This window comes from Hymenobacter rubidus (assembly GCF_016734815.1).
Classification (GTDB): domain Bacteria; phylum Bacteroidota; class Bacteroidia; order Cytophagales; family Hymenobacteraceae; genus Hymenobacter; species Hymenobacter rubidus.
On record NZ_JAERQF010000013.1, the window covers coordinates 14,048 to 33,217 of the forward strand.

At 64.5% G+C, this 19,170-nt stretch carries 11 protein-coding genes; all 11 read right to left on the bottom strand.

Features of this window, described 5'->3' with window-relative positions:
• Positions 1–84: 84 nt before the first annotated feature.
• The 11 genes from JKL48_RS11010 to JKL48_RS11060 all read right to left on the bottom strand — a co-directional run bounded on the left by JKL48_RS11010 (position 85) and on the right by JKL48_RS11060 (position 19,169).
• Positions 85–1,962, bottom strand: coding sequence for an NPCBM/NEW2 domain-containing protein (locus JKL48_RS11010; protein ID WP_201982364.1), 1,878 nt, complete (start codon positions 1,960–1,962; stop codon positions 85–87).
• 76 nt (positions 1,963–2,038) lie between these two features.
• Positions 2,039–4,453, bottom strand: a complete 2,415-nt coding sequence (locus JKL48_RS11015; RefSeq protein WP_317191924.1) for a glycoside hydrolase family 127 protein — start codon at positions 4,451–4,453, stop codon at positions 2,039–2,041.
• Between the two features lie 94 nt (positions 4,454–4,547).
• The gene (locus JKL48_RS11020; protein WP_201982367.1) at positions 4,548–6,482 is read right to left on the bottom strand and encodes a glycoside hydrolase family 97 protein; all 1,935 of its coding nucleotides are present in this window, start codon (positions 6,480–6,482) and stop codon (positions 4,548–4,550) included.
• Positions 6,483–6,505: 23 nt separating this feature from the next.
• Positions 6,506–8,620: a family 43 glycosylhydrolase gene (locus tag JKL48_RS11025; RefSeq protein ID WP_201982369.1), complete on the bottom strand. Its 2,115-nt coding sequence runs from the start codon at positions 8,618–8,620 to the stop codon at positions 6,506–6,508.
• 65 nt (positions 8,621–8,685) lie between these two features.
• Entirely contained in the window at positions 8,686–9,858 is a 1,173-nt protein-coding gene (locus JKL48_RS11030) for a glycoside hydrolase family 88/105 protein (RefSeq protein ID WP_201982371.1), read from the bottom strand.
• Between the two features lie 33 nt (positions 9,859–9,891).
• On the bottom strand, positions 9,892–12,036 hold the full coding sequence (locus JKL48_RS11035; RefSeq protein WP_201982373.1) for a family 43 glycosylhydrolase: 2,145 nt from the start codon (positions 12,034–12,036) through the stop codon (positions 9,892–9,894).
• A gap of 52 nt (positions 12,037–12,088) precedes the next feature.
• Positions 12,089–13,735 (bottom strand): alpha-L-fucosidase, encoded by a 1,647-nt coding sequence (locus tag JKL48_RS11040; RefSeq protein WP_201982376.1) that lies wholly within the window; start codon positions 13,733–13,735, stop codon positions 12,089–12,091.
• A gap of 72 nt (positions 13,736–13,807) precedes the next feature.
• Positions 13,808–15,346 (bottom strand): glycoside hydrolase, encoded by a 1,539-nt coding sequence (locus JKL48_RS11045; RefSeq protein ID WP_201982378.1) that lies wholly within the window; start codon positions 15,344–15,346, stop codon positions 13,808–13,810.
• Position 15,347: 1 nt separating this feature from the next.
• The gene (locus JKL48_RS11050; protein WP_201982379.1) at positions 15,348–17,423 is read right to left on the bottom strand and encodes a DUF2264 domain-containing protein; all 2,076 of its coding nucleotides are present in this window, start codon (positions 17,421–17,423) and stop codon (positions 15,348–15,350) included.
• A gap of 60 nt (positions 17,424–17,483) precedes the next feature.
• Positions 17,484–17,789, bottom strand: a complete 306-nt coding sequence (locus JKL48_RS11055; RefSeq protein WP_201982382.1) for a T9SS type B sorting domain-containing protein — start codon at positions 17,787–17,789, stop codon at positions 17,484–17,486.
• 222 nt (positions 17,790–18,011) lie between these two features.
• On the bottom strand, positions 18,012–19,169 hold the full coding sequence (locus JKL48_RS11060; protein ID WP_201982385.1) for a glycoside hydrolase family 43 protein: 1,158 nt from the start codon (positions 19,167–19,169) through the stop codon (positions 18,012–18,014).
• Position 19,170 lies beyond the last annotated feature (1 nt).

The following is a 19,170-nucleotide window of genomic DNA, read 5'->3' on the forward strand; positions in this document are numbered from 1 at the left end:
CGCGGTAGAGATGCTTCGACAAGCTCAGCATGACGTTCAGGCAAACTCGGTTTACTGAGTGCTGACAAGGCGACCGGAGCGGCGCTACTTTTTCTTGCCGGTCTTTGGGGCCGAAAGGCGGTAGAATACGGCCCCGTGCCGCCGCACAAATGGCGCGAGGCTGCCCGCCGACACCGCCACCGGACGGCCCGTCCACAGGTCGGTAACGGTGGCTCCGGCGGCGAGCCCCAGTTCCTTTAGCGTCACGGGCACGCGTACTGAGTCGGCGGGCGGGGGCAGCATGGGATTTTGGGTGAATATCAGGGGTTGAAACGTGCCGCCGGTGTTCTGCCCGGCGGCGGCCTGGTCGAGGCCCACCGTGGCCGTGAAGCGGGTGTAGCCGGCGGGCAGGCCGTACTCAATCAACGAGTTGGCGTGGGTGCCGATGCCCTGCTGATAGGTTCGCTCGCCCACGCGCAGGGCCGCGCCGCTCACGCTCTTGCCCACCGTGGCTTTGCCCCAGCCGGCCGAGGCCGCCCGCCAGGGCAAAGTGGTGAGCGCCACCGAATCGGGGCCCCGGTGCAGCATGGGGTTCAGCCAGTCGGCGTGGTCCCAGGCCGTGCCATCGCCGCCGTCGCGCACCACCAGGTAGAGCTTCGAGGCACCTTTCAGGTCCACGGCCACGGGCTGCTGCGGGTGCTGGCGGTCGAGGCGCGGGCCGGCCCAGGCGGCGGCGCTGGCGGGGGCCGGCTGCTGGTCCTGGGCGTTGAAGAGGGCCAGGTAGGTGTCGCCGGTGGCGGGGTCTTTGGCGGTCCAGGCCACCAGGTCGCCGTGCCGCCAGTGCTGGCGGCCGCCGGTGCTGCGCTGGTTCACGGCCAGCACGGCCTTGTTGGTTAATAAACTGAGGGTGAACGGGTCGTTGCTGGGCAAATCGCCGCCGAACATGAGCGGCGAGCGAAAGATGCTCCAGAGCGTCATCAGCGTGCGCTGCTCGTCTTTGGTGAAGCGCGTCATGCGGTCGTTGCCGCGCTCGGCCCGGATGCCCAGGCGGCCCAGGGGCAGCATGTCGGCGTCGGGCCAGTTACCGGGGCGGGTGTAGGGCGCCCAGCGCTCGCACACCTCAAAGTGCTCCTTTAGCTGGTCCCAAGAGTCCCAGAAGTCGCCCACGGTGCGCCACATGTTGGCATGCTCCTGCGCGTGCTTGGCGTCGGCAATAGGGGTTTCGCCCGGCGACATGCTCAGCACAATCTTGCGCCCGGTGCGGTCGATGGCCTTGCGAATCAGCTCAATCTCGCCGGTGTGGTAGGGCTCGGAAAGGTCGTCCACTTTCACAAAATCCAGGTCCCAGCTGGCGTAGAGCTCAAACAGGGAGTTGTAATATTCCTGCGCGCCCGGCCGGTCGGCCACCACGGTGTACATGTCGCGCAGCCAGCGGCACTGCCCGTCCTTTGTGTGGATGTCGGCCGCCGTCAGCTGGGTGCCTTTGATGGGTAGCTTGCGCAGCACGGCCTGCACCGGCACCCCGCGCATGATATGGATGCCGAATTTCAGCCCCTTGCTGTGCAGATAGTCGGCCAGCGGCTTGAAGCCTTTGCCGCCCCCGGCCGACGGAAACCGGTTGGGCGCGGGCACGAAGCGGCCGTACTCGTCGAGGTTCCAGTCGGGGTCCTTCTCGTTGTAGCCGTGGGCCGTGTCGTTGCCCACGTACCAGCGGATGTCCACTACCACGTACTCCCAGCCGCTGGCTTTCAGGTTTTTGGCCATGTAGTCGGCGTTGGCCTTGGTTTCGGCTTCGGTCACGGTGGGGCCGTAGCAGTCCCAGCTGTTCCAGCCCAGCGGCGGCGTGGTAGCCCAGTTGCGGAAGGTGGGCTGGAGTTGCTGGGCCTGGGCGATGGGGAGGCTGAAAGCAAGCGTGGCGCCCACGGCGGCCACCCGGCGGCCCCAACGGGCGGCGGGGGCAATACGGGAAAGCAGGTTGGTCATGGTAGTCAATCGATTGTGTAAAAGCAGCGCATAGTTAAATTATTGTCTCATCGAGCATGTCGTTCGGAGTTCTCCCCTACTTCAGCAGCCGCACGTCGTAGATGCCGCCGGCCGTGGAACCGGCCGCTGCCGCGAACTTCACCGTCAGCGCAGTGGCCTTGCGGACGGCTTCGGGCAGCTCGTAATCGGCCTCGTAGAAGTCGTTGCCCCGGCTGCCGTCCAGCGTCACGTCGGTGAGCGGCTGGCCGTTGACCAGGATGGTGAAGTGGCGGCTTTTGTCGCCGCCAAAATAGGTCAGGCGCAGTGTTTTGGCCTCGCGCTTCGGGTTTTGCAGGCGGTAGCTGAACCAGTGGGCGGCATCGCGCCAGTGCCGCTCGCGGAAGTTGCCGGCATTGGACTGCTCGCCCTCGTAGGCGTGGTCCGATTCGGGCTGCTGCTCGCCGGGGCTCACCTGGTCGACGGTGCGGGCGGCCAGGGCGCGGCGGGCGGCGTCTTCGCGGCGCAGCGCCTCCTGGCGAGCGGCCAGCTCAGTGGGCGTGGCCACGGGCCAATAGAGGGTGTAGCGGGCATCGTGAATCTGGTAGAATGGTACCAGTTCCGTATTACGCGGCTGGCCACCATCGGCGAGGCTGGCCACCGTGAAGGTGAGCGGCTTGCCGGGCACGGGTTGCAGGCCAGCCGTCAGCTCGGCAGCCGAGCTAGCTACCAGCACGGGCGTGTTTTCGATGGGCATGAGTGGCCCGCGCGCTACGTGGCCCATGCGGCTGGCATCGGCGCGCAGGCCCCGCAGGCCGGTGGTGTCGGTGCGGGCAGCCAGCACAATGGGGCCGCGCACAAACGACACCCAGGGCGAGTGGTCGGGCAGGTACTCGGCCTGCGTGTGCTGCGGCAGGGCCACCGTCAGCACGTCGCCGGTGCGCCACTTGCGGCTGATGGTGGCGTAGCCGGCCTGCGCCATGGTGTCGGCGGGCACGGGCTGACCATTCACGGTCAGCTTAAACTCGGCAGGGCGCACCCACACCGGACGGCGGATGCGCAGGGCCAGTTGGCGCGGCTTTCTCAGGGTGAGGCGCAGTGTACTCTGCTCCTCGTAGGGAAAGCGCGTGGTTTGCTCCAGGCTTAGGCCAGCCTCGGGCCAGCGCAGGCGCGAGGGCAGGAATAAGTTAACCAGCAGCTCACTGGTGCCCCGGCGGGCGTACACCAGCTCGCCGTACTTGCCGTGGTTTTCCAGTCCCGAGCCCACGCAGCACCAGAAGCTTTCCTGCGGCTGCGAGTACACGCGGTAGTGCTGCGGCCGAATGGGTGTGAAGTACACGAACCCGCCCTCGGGGCCGGGATGCTGGCTCGACAGAATATGGTTGTACATCGCCCGCTCGTAGTAGTCGAGGTAGCCCGTGCTGCCGCTCGTAAGGTAGAGCTGCTTGCTGAGCTTGAGCATGTTGTAGGTGTTGCACGTCTCCGGACCCTCGCGGCCTTCCAGCATGGAGGTGAAGTTGTTGACCGGATTAAAATGCTCGCTCACGCTGTTGCCGCCGATGCTCACGGTGCGGTGGTGCACCACCGTTTGCCAGAAGAAATTGGCAGCCCGCGCCCAGCTGGTATCGCCGCCCACCTCGGCCACGCGCTTGAAGCCGATTACCTTGGGAATCTGCGTATTGGCGTGCTGGCCGGTGAGCACATCCTTGCCCGCCAGCAGCGGGTCCAGGGTTTTGCGCTGCGAAAAGCGCTGGGCCAGGCGCAGGTACTTGGGGTCGTGGGTGAGCTGGGCCACGTCGGCAAACACCTCATTCAGCCCGCCGTGCTCGCTGATGAGCAGCTGCTGCACCTGCGCGTCGGTGAGGCCGGCGGTGAGGTCGAGCATCCAGTCTGTAAGTCCGATGAGCACCGTGCGGGCCGGCGCGCTGCCGGCGTAGAGGTAGGCGTCGCGCAGGCCGGCGTTGGTTTTGTGCAGGTTGTAGAGCGGTACCCATTTCTTATTCAGCTCGAAGCCGCCGACCTGGATGTTGCCGGCCTTGATTTGGGCCCACATGGCCTGGCCGCCGGGCACGCCGCCCACGTAGCCGTTGCCGTTCTGGCGCTGGCAGCGGGCCAGCTGCTCCACCATGTAGGTCAGGCGCTGCTGCACCTGCTGGTCGCCGGTGGCGGCGTACATCAGGGCCAGGGCCGAGAGGTAGTGCCCGCCAATGTGGCCGTCGAGGCCGGTGTTCTCCCAGTTGGGGTAGCGCTCGGCTTTGGTGGGCAAGCCCGCGTCGAGCAGGTAGGGTGCCAGCAGGCGGTCAGGGTCGAGGGCCAGCAGGTAGGCTTTGTCGGTTTGCTGGGCGGCCAGAAAGGGGCTTTCGAGCAGCTGCACGGCCGCGAGCGGAAAGGCTTCGAGCGGGATGGGCGGCTTGGTTTGGGCCAAGCTGGTGAGCGGCAGCGCACCAGCCAGCAGCAGCAGCTTCAGGCGGCGGACGGCGGAACAGCGCAAATCGCGGGCCGGCAGCGGGCGCACGCAGTTTCTCCAAATTGACAGCATTTTCCGACTACTTCTTTTTCTCTGATTTTGAACTCATTGCCAGTATGAACAAGGCATTATCACGGCTGACTTACTGCGGCTGCACCACAAAGCCGCCGCGCGCCGGCAGCGTGATGCTGGTGGTGCCGCCGGCTACTTCCCTGGTGCTGAAACTGCGGTTGGTGTCGCCATCGGTGATAAGCGCGCCGGCTTTCAGGCCCAGCTTTCCAAGGTCGAGCCGGATGGTCTTGGGCTGGTCGGTGGCATTGATGCCGGCCACGTACCACGCGCCGCCGGGGGCCTGGCGGGCCAGCACCGCGTACTGGCCGGGAAAGCCGTCGAGCAAACGCACATCGGCCCAGCGGGGCGGCAGTTTTTTCAGGAAGTCCTGCACGTAGGCGGGCTGCCGGGCCATGCCCTCGTCGGTTTCGGCATAGTGCTGAATGCCCGACTGAAATACCACCGACAACGCCAGCTCGAAGGCATTGGAGGTGCGGCGCTGCTTGCCGTTGATTTCCGAAAAAGCCACGGGCGTGAAGTCCATCGGCCCCACAGCGTTACGGGTAAATGGCAGCGTGGCGCAGTGCGTGGGCTCCTGGTCGGTGTTGGCCTGGTCGAAGGTCAGAAATTCGAAGCCGCGTACAGCTTCCATGCTCACAAGGTTGGGATAGGTGCGGTTCCAGCCCCTGGGGATGGTGGTGCCGTGAAAGCTGACCAGCAGCCCGGCCGTGGCGGCGTCGGTCAACAGGTCCTGGTAGTAATTCATGAACGACTGCCCGTCGCCCCCGAAAAAGTCGATTTTTACCCCCGCGATGCCCATCTGCCGGAGACGGGTGAACTCGGCCCGCCGGCTGGCAGCGTCAAACAGTTTGTTGATGGGCGTTTGCGGGGCCTCGTTCCAGTGGCCGTTCGAGTTGTACCACACCAGCAGGCGCACGTTTTTGCCACGGGCGTAGGCAGCCAGCTCGGCCATCTTGTCGTAGCCAATCTGCGTGTCCCACAGGGCATCAACCAGGCAGTACTCCCACCCCATGGTGGCGGCATAGTCGATGAAGCGGCGCTGCACGTCGTAGGTGGTGTTCTTATCGCCCAGCAGCACCCACGACCACGACGCCCGGCCCGCAGCCGTGGGCAGGGCGGCCGTGGTGGCCGGGGCGCTCAGGTCGGTGGTCAGCGTCGACTCGACGACGGGGGCCAGCGTATTGCCCACCACCAGCACGCGCCAGGGCGAGCGCCAGGGCAGGCGGCCTTCGGGCAGCACGGAGGCCGTGGGCGTGGTGCCCTCCGGGGCCTGAGCAAAGGCAATGCCGTACTCGCCCCCGGGCGACTGGTGCGCCAAGTGGCTGCCGCAGTAGTCGCGGCCCATGTTGGCTTCAGTGAGCAGCAGCCAGTGCCCGTTGGCCTGAAACAGCGCCGGAAACGACCACCCTTCGCCCAATGGCGAGACCGTGCCCGCCGCCACTTCCTGCTGGTAGTATTCCTCGTACGAAGGCTGGGTTTTGGCCCAGCCGGTACCGGCTTTGGCGTGCGGGTGCAGCCAGCCTTTGGTCCCTGCAGGCAGGCTGAAGGTGGTTTTTTCGGCCGTAATATGCTGAATGTCCTGGCTTGTGCCGGCTACCACGTAGCGCAGCGCCACGCCATCGTTCGATACCTGAAACTCCACGTCCAGCTGCGGGCCACCCGCCGGGCCCGCGAAATGCACAACCCGGCAGTTGGCCTTATAAGCGCACGCGGAGCGCTTGTCGGTCACGAGCTGGTAGCTGTCGGTTATGGCCGTCACCTTATCGGCGCGCACCAGTTTCAGCTTTTGGGTCAGGTCGGCGCTGGCCAGCACCAGGCCCAGACGGGAAGGCCGCAGGATTTCGGTGCGGTCGTAGCGCACGGCGTAGCTGGGGCGGCCCTGACTGTCCAGGTCCACGGTCACTTGAATCATCCCGTTGGGACTGGCTACGCGAACAGGTTCAGCGGCCCGGGCGGGGGCAGTGGCCAAAAGGCCCAGGGCCGTCAGAAGAAGAGAATAGCGCATCAGGTACTTAGAAAAGCAAACAGTCATTTCACCACTTCCCACGCAAAACAAGCCCCGTCGCGGCGGTTGGGGCGGGTGCCGGGTGCGTCGGCTGAGCACAGGCTGCCGGCGTGGGGGTCGGCGAAGAGGTAGCGGTGGGTCAGCAGCGATTGCAGCATCAGGTCGCCGCGCTGCATGTCCTGCCACTGGAAGAGCGAGGCGTCGCCCTGCTCCTCTTTTTCCAGCCGGACTTCGGCCAGGCCGCCCAGGCCGCGCACCGTCACCCAGCCGCCGGTGGCTGCCGACTGCAGGGCCACGCGCCCCCGGCCCCTATCCACCACGCGGAAGCGGCGGGCCGAGCCGTCGGCGGCCAGCTTGTCGCGGGTGGCTACCGGGCGCACAAAGTTTTTCCAGCCCACCAGCACCGTGCTATCGGCCAGGCTCGTGAGCTGGATTTCCTGGCCGTAGGGAATGGGCCGCGTCAGACCGCGCGCACGGGGCTCGGCCACTTCGAAGGTGTTGAAGTCGGCGTAGCCACCGTCTTTGCCCAGGGTGTTGTAGTTGAAGAGGCCATAGCGCACCCCCTGGAAGGTACGCAGCTGAAATACCATCGTGCATTCCGGCCCCAGCTCGGTGAAGGTTCGCCCATCGAAGCTGTAGCTGAAGCGGGCCTTTTCGGTGTCGAAGTTGCAGCTGGCGCGCAGCCACAGGTGCGGGCTGGCCAGCGGCTGCCGGGCCGTTTGGCCGGTTACGTGGTCGTACTGGCGCAGCTCCAAGCCGCTGGTTTCACGGGCTGCGCCCAGCCAGGCGTAGGGCCAGTTCAACAGGGCCAGTCCGGCCACGTCGCCGAGCTGCAGCTTGCTCAAATCCACCTCCGTTGTCACCACCGATTCGGGGCCCACGGCGCGTTGGGTGAGCGTGTTGCGGGCCTGCCAGAAATCGGGCGCGGGCAGGGCGTGCAGGCGCAGGTGGCCCTTACGCTCGCTGAGCGACCATTTGCCGGCCGTGGGCGCGTGGTTCCACTGCCACACCGGTTGCAGGGCGGCGGCGGCGAAATCGTCGCTGCGGCGGTAGGGCGCATGCGGGGTGTCGGTGGCGCCGGTGTTGGGCTTCACCCAGGTGCCGGGCGTGCGCGTGAGGTTGCCGGGCAGGCCGAAGTAAGGCCAGCCGTCTTGCCAGGTTACGGGGGAAAGGCAGGTGAGCCGGCCAATGGAGTTGTGGTCCATCATCGACCAGCCCCACCACTCCCCGGCCGGCGTTTGCACCAGCCCGCCCTGGTGCAGCGTGATGCTCCGTACGAGGTTCGGGACCGGCGGGGCCAGCTTGAACGGCGGCTGGCTGCCGCCGACCAGCTGGTAGCCCGTGCCGAAGCCCAGGTTTTCCTCGGCGCTGATTACCTGCACCTGGTAGGGGCCGCGCGGACTATCGGCCCGCAAACACACCTGGTAGCATAGCGGGTCGTAAATGGTGTTGGTAATGTAATACTTGCCGTCAATCTTGTAGAAGTGGCTGCCCTCGCCCGCCCCGCTGCCCTTGGTGGCAATCAGCTGCTCCGAGCCGGGCCGAATGTCGGTCAGGTCGTCGGTCAGCTCGGCCAGGTGCACGTCCTCGTAGCCCCAGATGACATACACCTTGCCATCATCGTCAAACAGTACCGAGAGGTCGTGAAACGACTTTTTCAGCTCGGTGTGCGTCCACGGACCTTTGGGGTTGGTGGCGGTGTAAAGCTGGGTTTTGCGCCCGTTCACGTTGGTGAAGATGTAGAACTTGCCATTGTGGTAGCGGAAGCTCGGGGCCCAGATGCCCTGCCCGTAGATGCTCTTGCCGTCCTCCAGCCGGTAGGCGGGCCCGAAGTCGAGCGTGCCGGCCGCGTAGGTCAGAAATTCCCAGTTCACCAGGTCTTTGGAGTGCAGCACCGGCAGGCCCGGCATGGCGTGCATGGTGGTGCCGGTGAGGTAGTAATCAGTGCCCACCCGGATGAGGTCGGGGTCGGAAAATTCGTCGTAAAACAGCGGGTTGGTGAAGGTGCCGTTGCCGTTATCCGAAGTCCAGGTAGGCGCGGTAAGGAAGCCCGGAGTCGCTTTTTTTTGTGCTATGGCTGGCAGCCCGGCCGCTAATAGCCAGCCGACACAGCAGATTTTAGTTAGTAAGCCTCTCACGTTGCGGTTAATTGGTTCATTATCAATAAAATAGTCCGGTATTAGCGTGTTTACTTTCTGCGATACTAGGACTTCGCCGGAGCCCCGCCGGCATAGCGGTACATCTCACTGGCCGCCAGCAGGAAAGCCCCCACCCCGAAGTTGGCCGTGGAGTTCTTGTCCACCACCTGGCCGGGAATGGCTTTCTCGCCGATGGGCTGCACGTAGCCCAGCGTGCCGTCGGGCTGCAGGGCGGTGGTGGTGAGGTACTGCCAGCCTTTCATCGCCGTGGGCAAGTACTGCTTCTGGTCGAGCACGCCGTGGTTGATTCCCCAGAGGTAGGCATAAGTGTTAAAGGCCGTGCCGCTGGTTTCGGGGCCGGGGGCGTGCGCCGGGTCGAGCAGGCTGCGGGTCCAGTAGCCTTCGGGCTGCTGCGCTTTCTGGAGGGCAGCGGCCAGACCGCGGTACTTGGCCAGGTACTCGGGGCGGTGCGGGTCGGTGGCGGGCAGGTCCTGCAGCACCTTGGCCAGGCCCGCAAACACCCAGCCGTCGCCCCGCGCCCAGAAGTCCTTCCGGCCGTTCACCGACTTGTGCTGGGGGTACACGTACTTGGCGTCGCGGTAGTAGAGGCCGGTTTCAGCGTCGTACATAATGCTGTTGGCGTAACCGAAATATTCGTGCAGCTTCTCTAAATACTGCGGGTTTTTGGTCACGCCGTAGAGCTTGGTCATCACCGGCATCACCATGTAGAGGCCGTCGGCCCACCACCAGTAATCGTTCTGGCTGGTGCTCATTTCGTATTCCATCACCTCGCGGGCGCGGGCAATGCGCACCGGCTCGGGCTTGATTTTATAGAGGTCGATGTAGGTCTGGAAGCACACCTGCCAGTCGCCGAACAGCACGTAGTCCGGCGTTTCGCCATACTTGTATTTCCAGGCGGCCTTGTCGGTCGAGGTGGCACCCTGCCAGTTGTTAAACACCGCCCAGTCCTCGGCGTACTGGCGGTACTTTTCGTTTTTGGTCACGGCGTAGGCGGCCATGTTGCCGGTCTGGTAGGCCGCATTGTCCCAGAAGGAGCGCACCTGCGCCGGGTGGCCAGCCTGCCAGTGGTCGTTCACTTTCGTGATGAGGGCCAGCACCTCGGCGGGCTGGGGCCGGCCGGTTTTCGCGCCGGCCTGGGCAGTGGCGCAACCGGTGTTAAGCAGGCTGACAACTCCCAACAAAGCGGCTCCCAGCAGACGATTAAAGTATTGTGACATAGTAAATTAAAGTTGGTTGTTCCGCCAATGGCGCTAGGGCACCCGCACCGGCGCAATGCCAGCGTGCGTGGGCACCACCGGCCGGATGCTGCCGTCGGCGTTAAATTCCAGCTTGTCGATGCACACCTCGCGGTGAAAGCCGGCCTCCTGGCCCATGCCGAGGCCCTGCGGGTAGGTGAAGCGGTGGTACACCACGTACCACTCGTCACGCCCCGGCACCTGCACCACCGAGTTGTGGCCGGTGCCGTAGATGCCCGACGCCGGTTCTTTACTGATTACCAGGTTATTGGCCGGCACCGTAATCGGGCCCAGCGGCGAAGCGGCCGTGCCGTAGCGCACGCGGTAGTCGGGGCTGCGCGTGTCGTTTTCGCTCCACATGAAGTAGTAGGTGCCGTTGCGGAAGAAAGCGTAGGCGCCCTCCCGAAAGGTGGCATCGGGCGTGAGCACCCGCGTGGTACCGGGCTTCAGGCTCAGCAGGTCGTCGGCCAGCTCGGCCCCGGCCAGGTAGCCATTGCCCCAGTAGAGGTATAGTTTGCCGGTTTTAGGGTCGCGGAAAGCCGCTGGGTCAATCTGCTGGCCGCCCTTCACGCTTTCGGGCAGCTTATCGAGCAGCGGCTGGCCCGAGTCTTTGAACGGGCCGGTGGGGCTGTCGGACAGCGCCACTCCTATTTTGGCCCCGGCGCAGAAATAATAGGCGTAACGGTAGCCAGCGGCCGTTTTTTGCTCGATGATGGTGGGAGCCCAGGCGCTTTTTTTCGCCCAGCTCACATCCTTGGGCAGGTCCAGGATAACGCCCTCGTCCTGCCAGTGCACTAGGTCAGGCGACGAAAACGCCTTGAAGGACGTGCCCGACCAGCCGGTGAAGCCGTCGCTGGTCGGATAGAGGTAGAACCGCCTGGTTTTCTGCGAGTACAGGATGTCCGGGTCGGCGTAGTAGCCAGTCAGGGCGGGGTTGTGGGTTTCGGTGGCGCTCACGGCGTAGGTCTGCGGCTGGCCGCCGGTGCCGATGGTGTAACGCACCAGACCTTTCGTGAAATCCTGCGGCCCGGCAGGCTTGACAGTAACGCCCGCGAAGCCGGTAAACTCCGGGTTGAACGCCGTAAGCCGCGTGCCCGGCTGCACCAAGAAGGCCACCTTGCCAGCTGCCGTGTCCACGGCCGTGTTCAGTGGGCGGATGGCGGGGTTGCGGGCCGTGGGCAGCACGTCGGCCGGGCGCAGCCAGCGCTGCGCCAGCCGGGCGGCCTCGGCGGCTGTGATGGGCATGACGGTGCCGTGACGGGGGTGGAAGTTCATGCTCACCTCGCCGTCTACTACCTTGAAATCCTGCAGGTTGCTGGTGCGTGTGAACTGGTAGCGCCCGCTGGTGTACATGTCGTACATCAGGATGTAGTCGCCCGAGTCGTTGAGCTGAAAGGTGCCCGCGCCCTCTACCGGAATGCTGGTTTGCTGCACGTATTTATCACGCAGCACGTAGCCGCCGGTCAGCCGGTCCGATACGGCGATTTTGATGCCGTTGCCCTGCCCTTCGGTCTTGAAAAACAGGTAGTACTTGCCGTCCTTCGCCACAATATCGCCGTCGATGCACGAGCCGTTGGTGGGCGAGAAAAACAGCTGCTTCGGCTCGCCTTCCAGGTCGGTGAAGTCCTTATTGGCGTAGGCGTAGTAAATTTTATCGGGGTCGTTGCCGTGCTTGAGCGAGAAGTACACCAAGTACTTCTTTGCCTGCGGGTCGTAGATGGTTTGGGGGGCCCACACACGCAGCAGGTTTTCCTGGCCGGGGTAGCGTTTCTGGAAATTAATTTTACTGGAAGTCCAGTTAATCAAGTCGTTGGATTTGAGCAGCACCATGCCCCGATTCGAACTCCAACCCTTGGCCGATACCATGTCAGTAGCCACCATGTAGAAGGTCTTGCCATCGGCCCCGCGCAGAATGTGCGGGTCGCGCACGCCCCCCGTCTCGCTGATGTCGGCCGAGGAAATGATGGGCCGGTTGCCGTTCAGGGCCGTGTAGTGAAAGCCATCGGGGCTAAGGGCGAAGCGAATAGCCTCTTCGGCCTTGTCATTGCCGGTGAAGTAGGCAAAAAGGTAGGCCGTGGTCCTGGGCGGAGCCGCAACGGCCGGCCCGCCCAGGCACAGCAGCCCGAGTAGTAGCACCAGCCCGGCAGGAAAATTCTTCATGAACCAGAATTGAAAACAATGATAAAATGGGGGGCTACAGGGATTTGTGCCATTAGGCGGTGATTTTGAACGCGTAGGCCAGCCCGGCGGCCGGGGCCTGGGCTGGCAGCTGCACGCGCAGGCCCTGCGCTGTGCGCTCAAATTCCAGCGGCACGCCGGCGTGGCCCAGCAGCTCAATCCGGCGCACCGGCTGCGGGCGCAGCGGGCTACCGGCGGCCAGCGCAGCCAGCACCAGATACCCTTCGGTGGGCCAGCCCAAGGCCGTGGCATACAGCACGTCGCCCTTGGTCACGTAGCGGATGTCCTGCGCGCCCAGCGGCTTGCCCTTGCCCTCGTTGAAGCCCTGCGCGGTGAGCGGCGCGGCGGCGGCCAGCGCCGGCCCTTCGCCCAGCACCTGCCAGGGGCGGGTGCCGTAAATGCTTTCGCCGTTGGCCCGCATCCAGGCGCCAATGCCCTCCACCACGGCGCGCTCCTGCTCGTCGATGGTGCCGTCGCCGCGCACGGGCACGCTCAGCAGCAGGTTGGCGTTTTTGCTCACCGCATCCACCAGCGTGTGAATCACCGTTTGGGCGCTCTTGTAGCCGTGGTGGTCGTAGATGCGGCGGTCGTAGTGCCACTGGCCTAGGCAGGTATCGGTTTGCCAGGGCAAGGGCTCAATCACGTTGCTCTGACCCCGCTCGATATCCCAGACCAGGCATTTGCGCTGCTGCTCGTTCAGGATTTTGCCGTTTATCACGGCTTCGAGCCGGCCGCCGTGGCGGCGCAGGCTCTCGTTGTACATGTGCGCCGCAATGCGCAGGCCCACGTCGCTCACCGGCCACAGTGGCAGGGCCGTGTCGTCGAAGTACACGAGGTCGGGCTCGTACCGGTCCAGCAGCTCGATGGTGCGGCGGTAGAATTTTTCGCAGTACTCCTTGCTGGGCGGGATAGCCCCGTTGTTCCAGTCCCACTGGCCATGAATGGCGCCGGGGCGCTCGCTGCCCGCGCTCAGGGGGTGGTTTTGGGCGTACAGCGCCTGCGGGTCTTCGCCATGCCACCACTGGCCCCGGCCCTGGGCGGCGGTCAGGTGGCCATCGTAGGGCACGCCAGTTAGGGGGCCATTTTTGTCGGCCAGCTGGGCTGCCTCGAGCCAGCGCCAGGCATGAGCCGCGTGCACGCTCACGCCGAAGCGCAGGCCGTGCTTTTTGGCCGCTTTGGCCCAGCCGCCGATGAGGTCCTTTTTCGGCCCCAGGCGGGTCGAGTTCCAGGGCTGGTGCGCGCTTTTATATAGGTCGAAATTGTCGTGGTGGTTGGCCAGGGCCACGAAGTACCGGGCCCCGGACCGCTGGTAGAGGCCCACCAGCTCATCGGGGTTCCAGTTTTCGGCCTTCCAACTGTTTATCACGTCCTTAAACCCTGCTTTCGAGGGATGGCCGTAGTGCTGGAGGTGATAGTTGTACTGGTCGCTGCCCTCCTGGTACATGCCCCGGGCGTACCAGTCGCCGCGCTCGGGCTGGCACTGCGGCCCCCAGTGCGCCCAGATGCCAAACTTGGCGTCGCGGAACCACTCGGGCGTCTGGTACTGCGCCAGCGACTCCCAGGAGGGTTGGAACGGCCCGGCGGCAGCCGGTGGGCGGCCAGCGTAGCCCGTCACCAGGCCGGGCAGCCAGGCAGCCGGGGCGGCCAGGGCGAGGTTCTTGAGCAGGTCGCGGCGAAGCATGGGAGGTGGGAATTAATGGGAAGAGAAAGGTTTCAGCGCAGCACGGTCAGCTTTATCGGGTCAACCTTGTGGTCAGCGCAGCTCGCTTACCAGCGTCACCACCGAGCGCGGCCCCACGACTAGTGGCCGCCCGGCAGCCAGGGCCAGGCCAGGCTGTAAATCGGCGGTAGCCGAGGTGACGTAGGTGCGGCCGGTGCGCAGGCGCTGCCGCCCGGCCAGCTCGAGCTGCACGGTGGCGGGTGCGTCGTGGTCGTTCACCAGCACCACTACCAGCTGCTTGCCCGTTGGGCTGCGGTAGGCCGACACCAGCGGCTGGCCGGCACGGGTCGAGTCGGCCAGGGCCACGGGCAGGCGCACCGCACCGGGCCGCACGAAGCGGCTGTAGTTGCCCAGCGCCCACAGCATTTTGCTCGGGTAGTAGTTGCCGTCGGTCTTGTTCTTATCCACATACACCAGCCCGTCCTTGTAGTCGTAGGGCGAGATGGCCAGCCACCACTGCCAGGCCGCCGCGTTGCCCACGGCCAAGTCGAGGTGAATGGTGCGGGCCAAGTACAGAGCCGGGGCCATGCCCAAATCGCGCGGGCCACCGTTGATTTCACCCGCATTGTCGCCCAGTATGCAGTACTCGCTTTGCCAGTAGCGCAGGCCCGGCACCGCCGCTACCCGCGCCGCCAGGCGCTGCCGCACCGCCACCGCCGACGCAGCCGGCGAGGTGGTGAAGTAGCTATGCCCAGCTATAATGGGGGCCACCTGCGGCACCTTGGCCACAGAGGTAGGCGCGGCCGGTGCGCCGAAAAACGCGGCTATCTGGTCGCCCCGGCCGGGTTTGTCGGCCCATTCGTAGAGGTGGTTCAGCTTGCCGGCTTCGGGTATCAGCAGTTTAGTAGGCAATTTATTATCCACCAGCGCGGCGCTTAGGGCTTTCACCACTCCGGCTGCTTCGCGGTTGCGATAGGGGCTGCCCTCCTGCCCGCCGCTCCAGTCCCACTGCGGCTCGTTTATGGGGCTGAAATAGTCGAAGGTGATGCCCGTGGCTTGCCGCACGCCGGCCACTACCCTGGCGCAGTACGCCCCCAATGCGGCGTAGCGGGTCGAGTCGAGATTGGTCTGGTCGTGGTCGGCGTGGGCTTTACCGTTGCGGGTGAGGCCCACGGGCGGGCTGTTGAGGAAGGCCAGAAACTGCCGCACCCCGCGCCGCCGCGCCGCTTCCAGAAACCAGCGCTGCCCGGCCTGCCGCGTAAAATCGTAAGTGCCGTCGGGCTTTAGAAACGACTCGGCCCGCCGCCACTCGTCTTTAATGTCGCTGGCCGCGCCCTGCTCGGCGCTGCCCGCGCCCACGTTGAAGCGCCACATCGACAAGCCAATTCCTTTTGGCTGCCCATCAGGACTGGCCTCTTGGCTGAACAGCAGGTCGGCAATGGCTTCTTTCTTGGCCGTTGGCCACTGGCCCACAAACTGACAGCTCCAGGCATCCGAAGCCGCGAAGTTGGCGATGGTCTGGGCCGGGTGGTCGGCATCGATGCGCACCATTACCGGACCCACTTGGGCGCGGGCCAGGCCGGGCAGGGCCAGCACCGCAACGAGCAGAAGGGACGTGAAGCTAGCGGGCATATCAATCCGGGTAATTTAGTTGCCGCTGGCTGCCATCGGCCATCGTCACGGTCACGCGGCCCGCGACCGAAGTATTCAGCCGGCGCACGGGCAGCAACTCAGCATCGGTCCACTTCTCGCCCGATTTTTTCCACAGCAGTAGCGTCGCAAATGTTCCGGTAGCCGGCGCGGTGCTGCCTACGGCATCGAGCACAGTGCTGACTTGGGCAACCGGATGCAGGCCGGTGGCGTCCACGGCTTCTACCTGGTCCCAACCGGCCAGCGGTACCAGCGCGAGCTGGTAAGTACCATTGTCAATGAGACTGACTTTGCGGCCTTTCACCTTGCGGGTGCTGCGCCGGATGGTACCCGTGAGGTTAGGCAGCGCATAGTGACCCAGGCGCAGGACGGTGGCCTCGGTACTGGCGTTCAGGTCGATGCGCAGGATGCCGTTGGGCAGCGGCATGTCGGCCAGACGCAGCTTGATGTTTGGGTTGGTTTCCAGCTCGGCGTTGCGGTAGTACGCGCCGTCCTCGAACTTTTTGAAGGTGTAGAGGCGTAGCGCTTCCCACTTTGCCTCCTTGTTTTTGAACACGTAGTTCATGGCCACCTCGCCGTTGGGCCCGTCGGCCTGCCAGGGGAAAGCACTGTTGTAGCTCAGCCGATTGTAGTTCTCGCTGGCCCGAAATGGCTCGCCCGCGCCGATGGCTTTAAAGTGGCACCATGCCCGGATTTCAGACGCGCCGATGTCGGCGTAATCCGTCAGCAGAATGCCGGGGCCGGGCAGGTAGGTATTCAGCACCTTGCCGGGGGCCAGCGCCCCGGTGCCCCAGGGACCTTCGTTTTCGATAGCTGTCCAGAACGGCGAGTCAGCCGGCGTGAGCAGGCCCAGGAAGATTTTGCTCAGCCAGTACATGCTGCCCCGGCAGCTATAGCTCTGCACGGCCGGGTCGAACTCGCCGTAGAAGCCTAGATTGGGCACGTTGTCCTGCAAAAAATCGGGGTTCTCCAAAAATTGCAGCAGCGTGCCCGAGGCAATGCGCCGCATCCAGCCGAAGTTGGTGTCGGCCTCGGGGCGCAGGCCCATCAGTGGGAACGGCACCGCCGCCGCAAAGCGGTAGCCGATGCTGCGGCCGTACATTATCATGCTACCGTCGCGGGCAAACATGTACGGGTAGCTGGCGCGCAGGGCGTTGAAGTTGGTGGTGAGCTGGGCCGCCACGGTGGGGTAGTGCGTACGGCTGTAGTATTCGGTCCAGAGCTTGCCGTACATCTGGAAGGCCCACATGCTGTAGTAGTCGTAGAACGGGGCGTCATGGTACCAGCCGTCGCCACGATAATGCATAAGCTGCTTCTGCAGGTATTCCTCCATCATCAGCTTGTTCACGGCATAGCCGCGCGTGTCGAAAAAGCTGAGCACGAAGATGTTGAAGTAGCGCCAGTTCTGCCCCACGGTGGGCCCGTCGCCGTAGCTGAGCATGGTGGCCGCCAGGGCATCTTTGGTGGCCCTGGGCAGCGGGTCCCACAGTATTTCGGGCGCCGCGAACAGCGCCACTGCCAGCCCGCCAAACTCGACCAGGTTCTGGCTGGGACCACCGTCCTTAGCGCGGGGCTTGATGAAGCCGGGGCTGGCCGGGTTCACCAGCTGGCTGATTTGGTGGCGGTAGTAGTCGGCCACTTTCACACCGTTCAGCGTCAGGCCGGGGTCTTCCTTGAGCAGCGGGGCGGCCATGAACAGAGTGCGGCATAGGCCTTCGAGCTTCTCGGTGGGCACCTGTCCTTCGTTGCGCGGGTAGCTCTTGCCGGGCTGCTTCGGGAATTGCATCGGGTCGTCCAGCGTATGCACGTAGCTGAACGCGCCGCTAAGCAGATAGCGGGCCGCGTCCTGCCAGTGCCGGCGCGTCATGCCGGTGAAAGGACTCAGCTGTTTATCAGGGTTTTTAACCTCGAATGGCAGCAGCTTCGTGGCAGCGGGGGCTACGTGCGTGTCGAAAAAAGCCGGTGCCGGTGCATTGGTCTGGGCGGCGGCGGACCTGGCGGCCAGCCCACCCAAGCCAAGCAGCGTGCAGAAAAACAGGCGGTAAGAAATGGCTAACACGTGAGGGAAAAAATGAAGCAGCTGTTTTTACTGAAGAGCGGTGGGCTGGTCTGCCGTTCATTACTGTAGTACTTCAAGCCAGCCCCGGCGCAGCTGGCCGCTCGGGGATATGGCGCAACAGGTAATAGTAGAGGCCCGGTGGCGGCCCTTGGGCAGCCCAGCGGTTGTCGTACCGGGCTTGCTCAAACACCCGCTGCCCCACCGATTAAAGACCTGCAAGCGCCAGTCGGCAGCTTCCAGGCCATCGAGCACGAAATAATTGTTGCGCCCGTCCCCGTTAGCCGTGATGATGTTGGGAATGAGGCCCACCGCTGGCTGGTTGGTGTTGCCGCTGCCGGGGCCATTTGGTCCACCCGACAGCGGCAAACGGGCATTGGACTAACATACAAACGCACGGCTCCGACCAGCGACCAGGAAGAGTCCCACCTCTCATCTGGCCAGCCACCCGATTGGGGCGGCGCCCGCTCACTCAATTGCCTGGTCGGAGCAGTACGTTTGTTAGGGTTGATGGCTATTTCTGCCAGCGAAATGTGTTGAAGAACTTGGCATCGTTCAAATTGCTCAAATCCGGTTCGGACGGGGCCTCTCCTATTGCGCGGTGGGGGCTTTGTCTTTGAGTTGATTGAACGCATTCAGGTCCCAGCGGTCGGCCCAGCGCAGCCGGGGCTGGTCGCCTTCGAAGGACAGCGGCAGCCAGATGTAGCCCCCGTCGATGGGGTTTTTCGGCGTCCAGCGGTCAGCCATGAAAATGAAGGAGTCAGCCTTGCCCGCCACCGGCAGAATGTAGGTACTCTGCGAATTGTAGGTGATGTTGGCCTGCAGGCCGGTGGCCGGGTTATCCAGCTGCTTCCACGGCCCCCAGACGGACGACGCCACGAACGAGCGGGCCGCGTTGGGCGCCCAGCCGGTGCAGCCCGAGGTGAGGAGGTAGTACTTGCCGTCCTTTTTACACAGGGCCGGCGCCTCGTTATGCCCGGCTGGCGCAATGGTGTTCCAGCGGCCGGTAAAACCCTGGTAGTCATCGGTCAGTTCGGCGACGTGCAGCGTCAGGTTGTCTTCGGAAGAGTGGATGTTGTAGGCTTTACCGTCATCGTCCACAAACACCGTCATGTCGCGGGCCATCTGGCCGGGCTGGAAATCGCGCCGGATGAACAGGCCTTCGGCCACGGCCTTGGTCCAGTCGGGCGTCCACCATTTCAGGTCCTTTTCGCCCGGCCGGTGCTGTTTCCACTCCTCCTTGAAGCCCAGCGGCCACTGGCCGGCGCCGGGGCGGTACGAGCGCACGTACTGGTACGGCCCGGTGGCTTTGTCGCTCACGGCCACGGCGGTGCGGGCGGCCGCGTAGCCCTGGCCCTTCAGCTCCAGGTGAAACCACATCACGTACTTGCCTGTCTTCTTATTGAACACCACTTTGGGTCGCTCTAGAATGCAGCCCTTCTCGATTTCGGAGCCGGAGCCGTCGGGTGCCACGGCCAAGGCAATGCCCTCATCCTGCCAGTTATAGAGGTCTTTGGAGGAGTAGCAATGCACGCCCACCTGGGCGCTGTTGCCCTTGGGCCCGGCAACCTTGTGCTCGCCAAACAGGTAGTAGCGGCCCTGGTCGTAGAGGGCGCCCGCGCCGTGGGCGTTGAGGTGAGCGCCCTTGTTGTCGGGCCACGTCTTGCCGGGCTCGAAGGCAGTGCGCGTCTGCGCCGGGGCGCTGCCGGCCAGCGCCAGCAATGCCATGGCCAAAAATGTCTTTTTCATG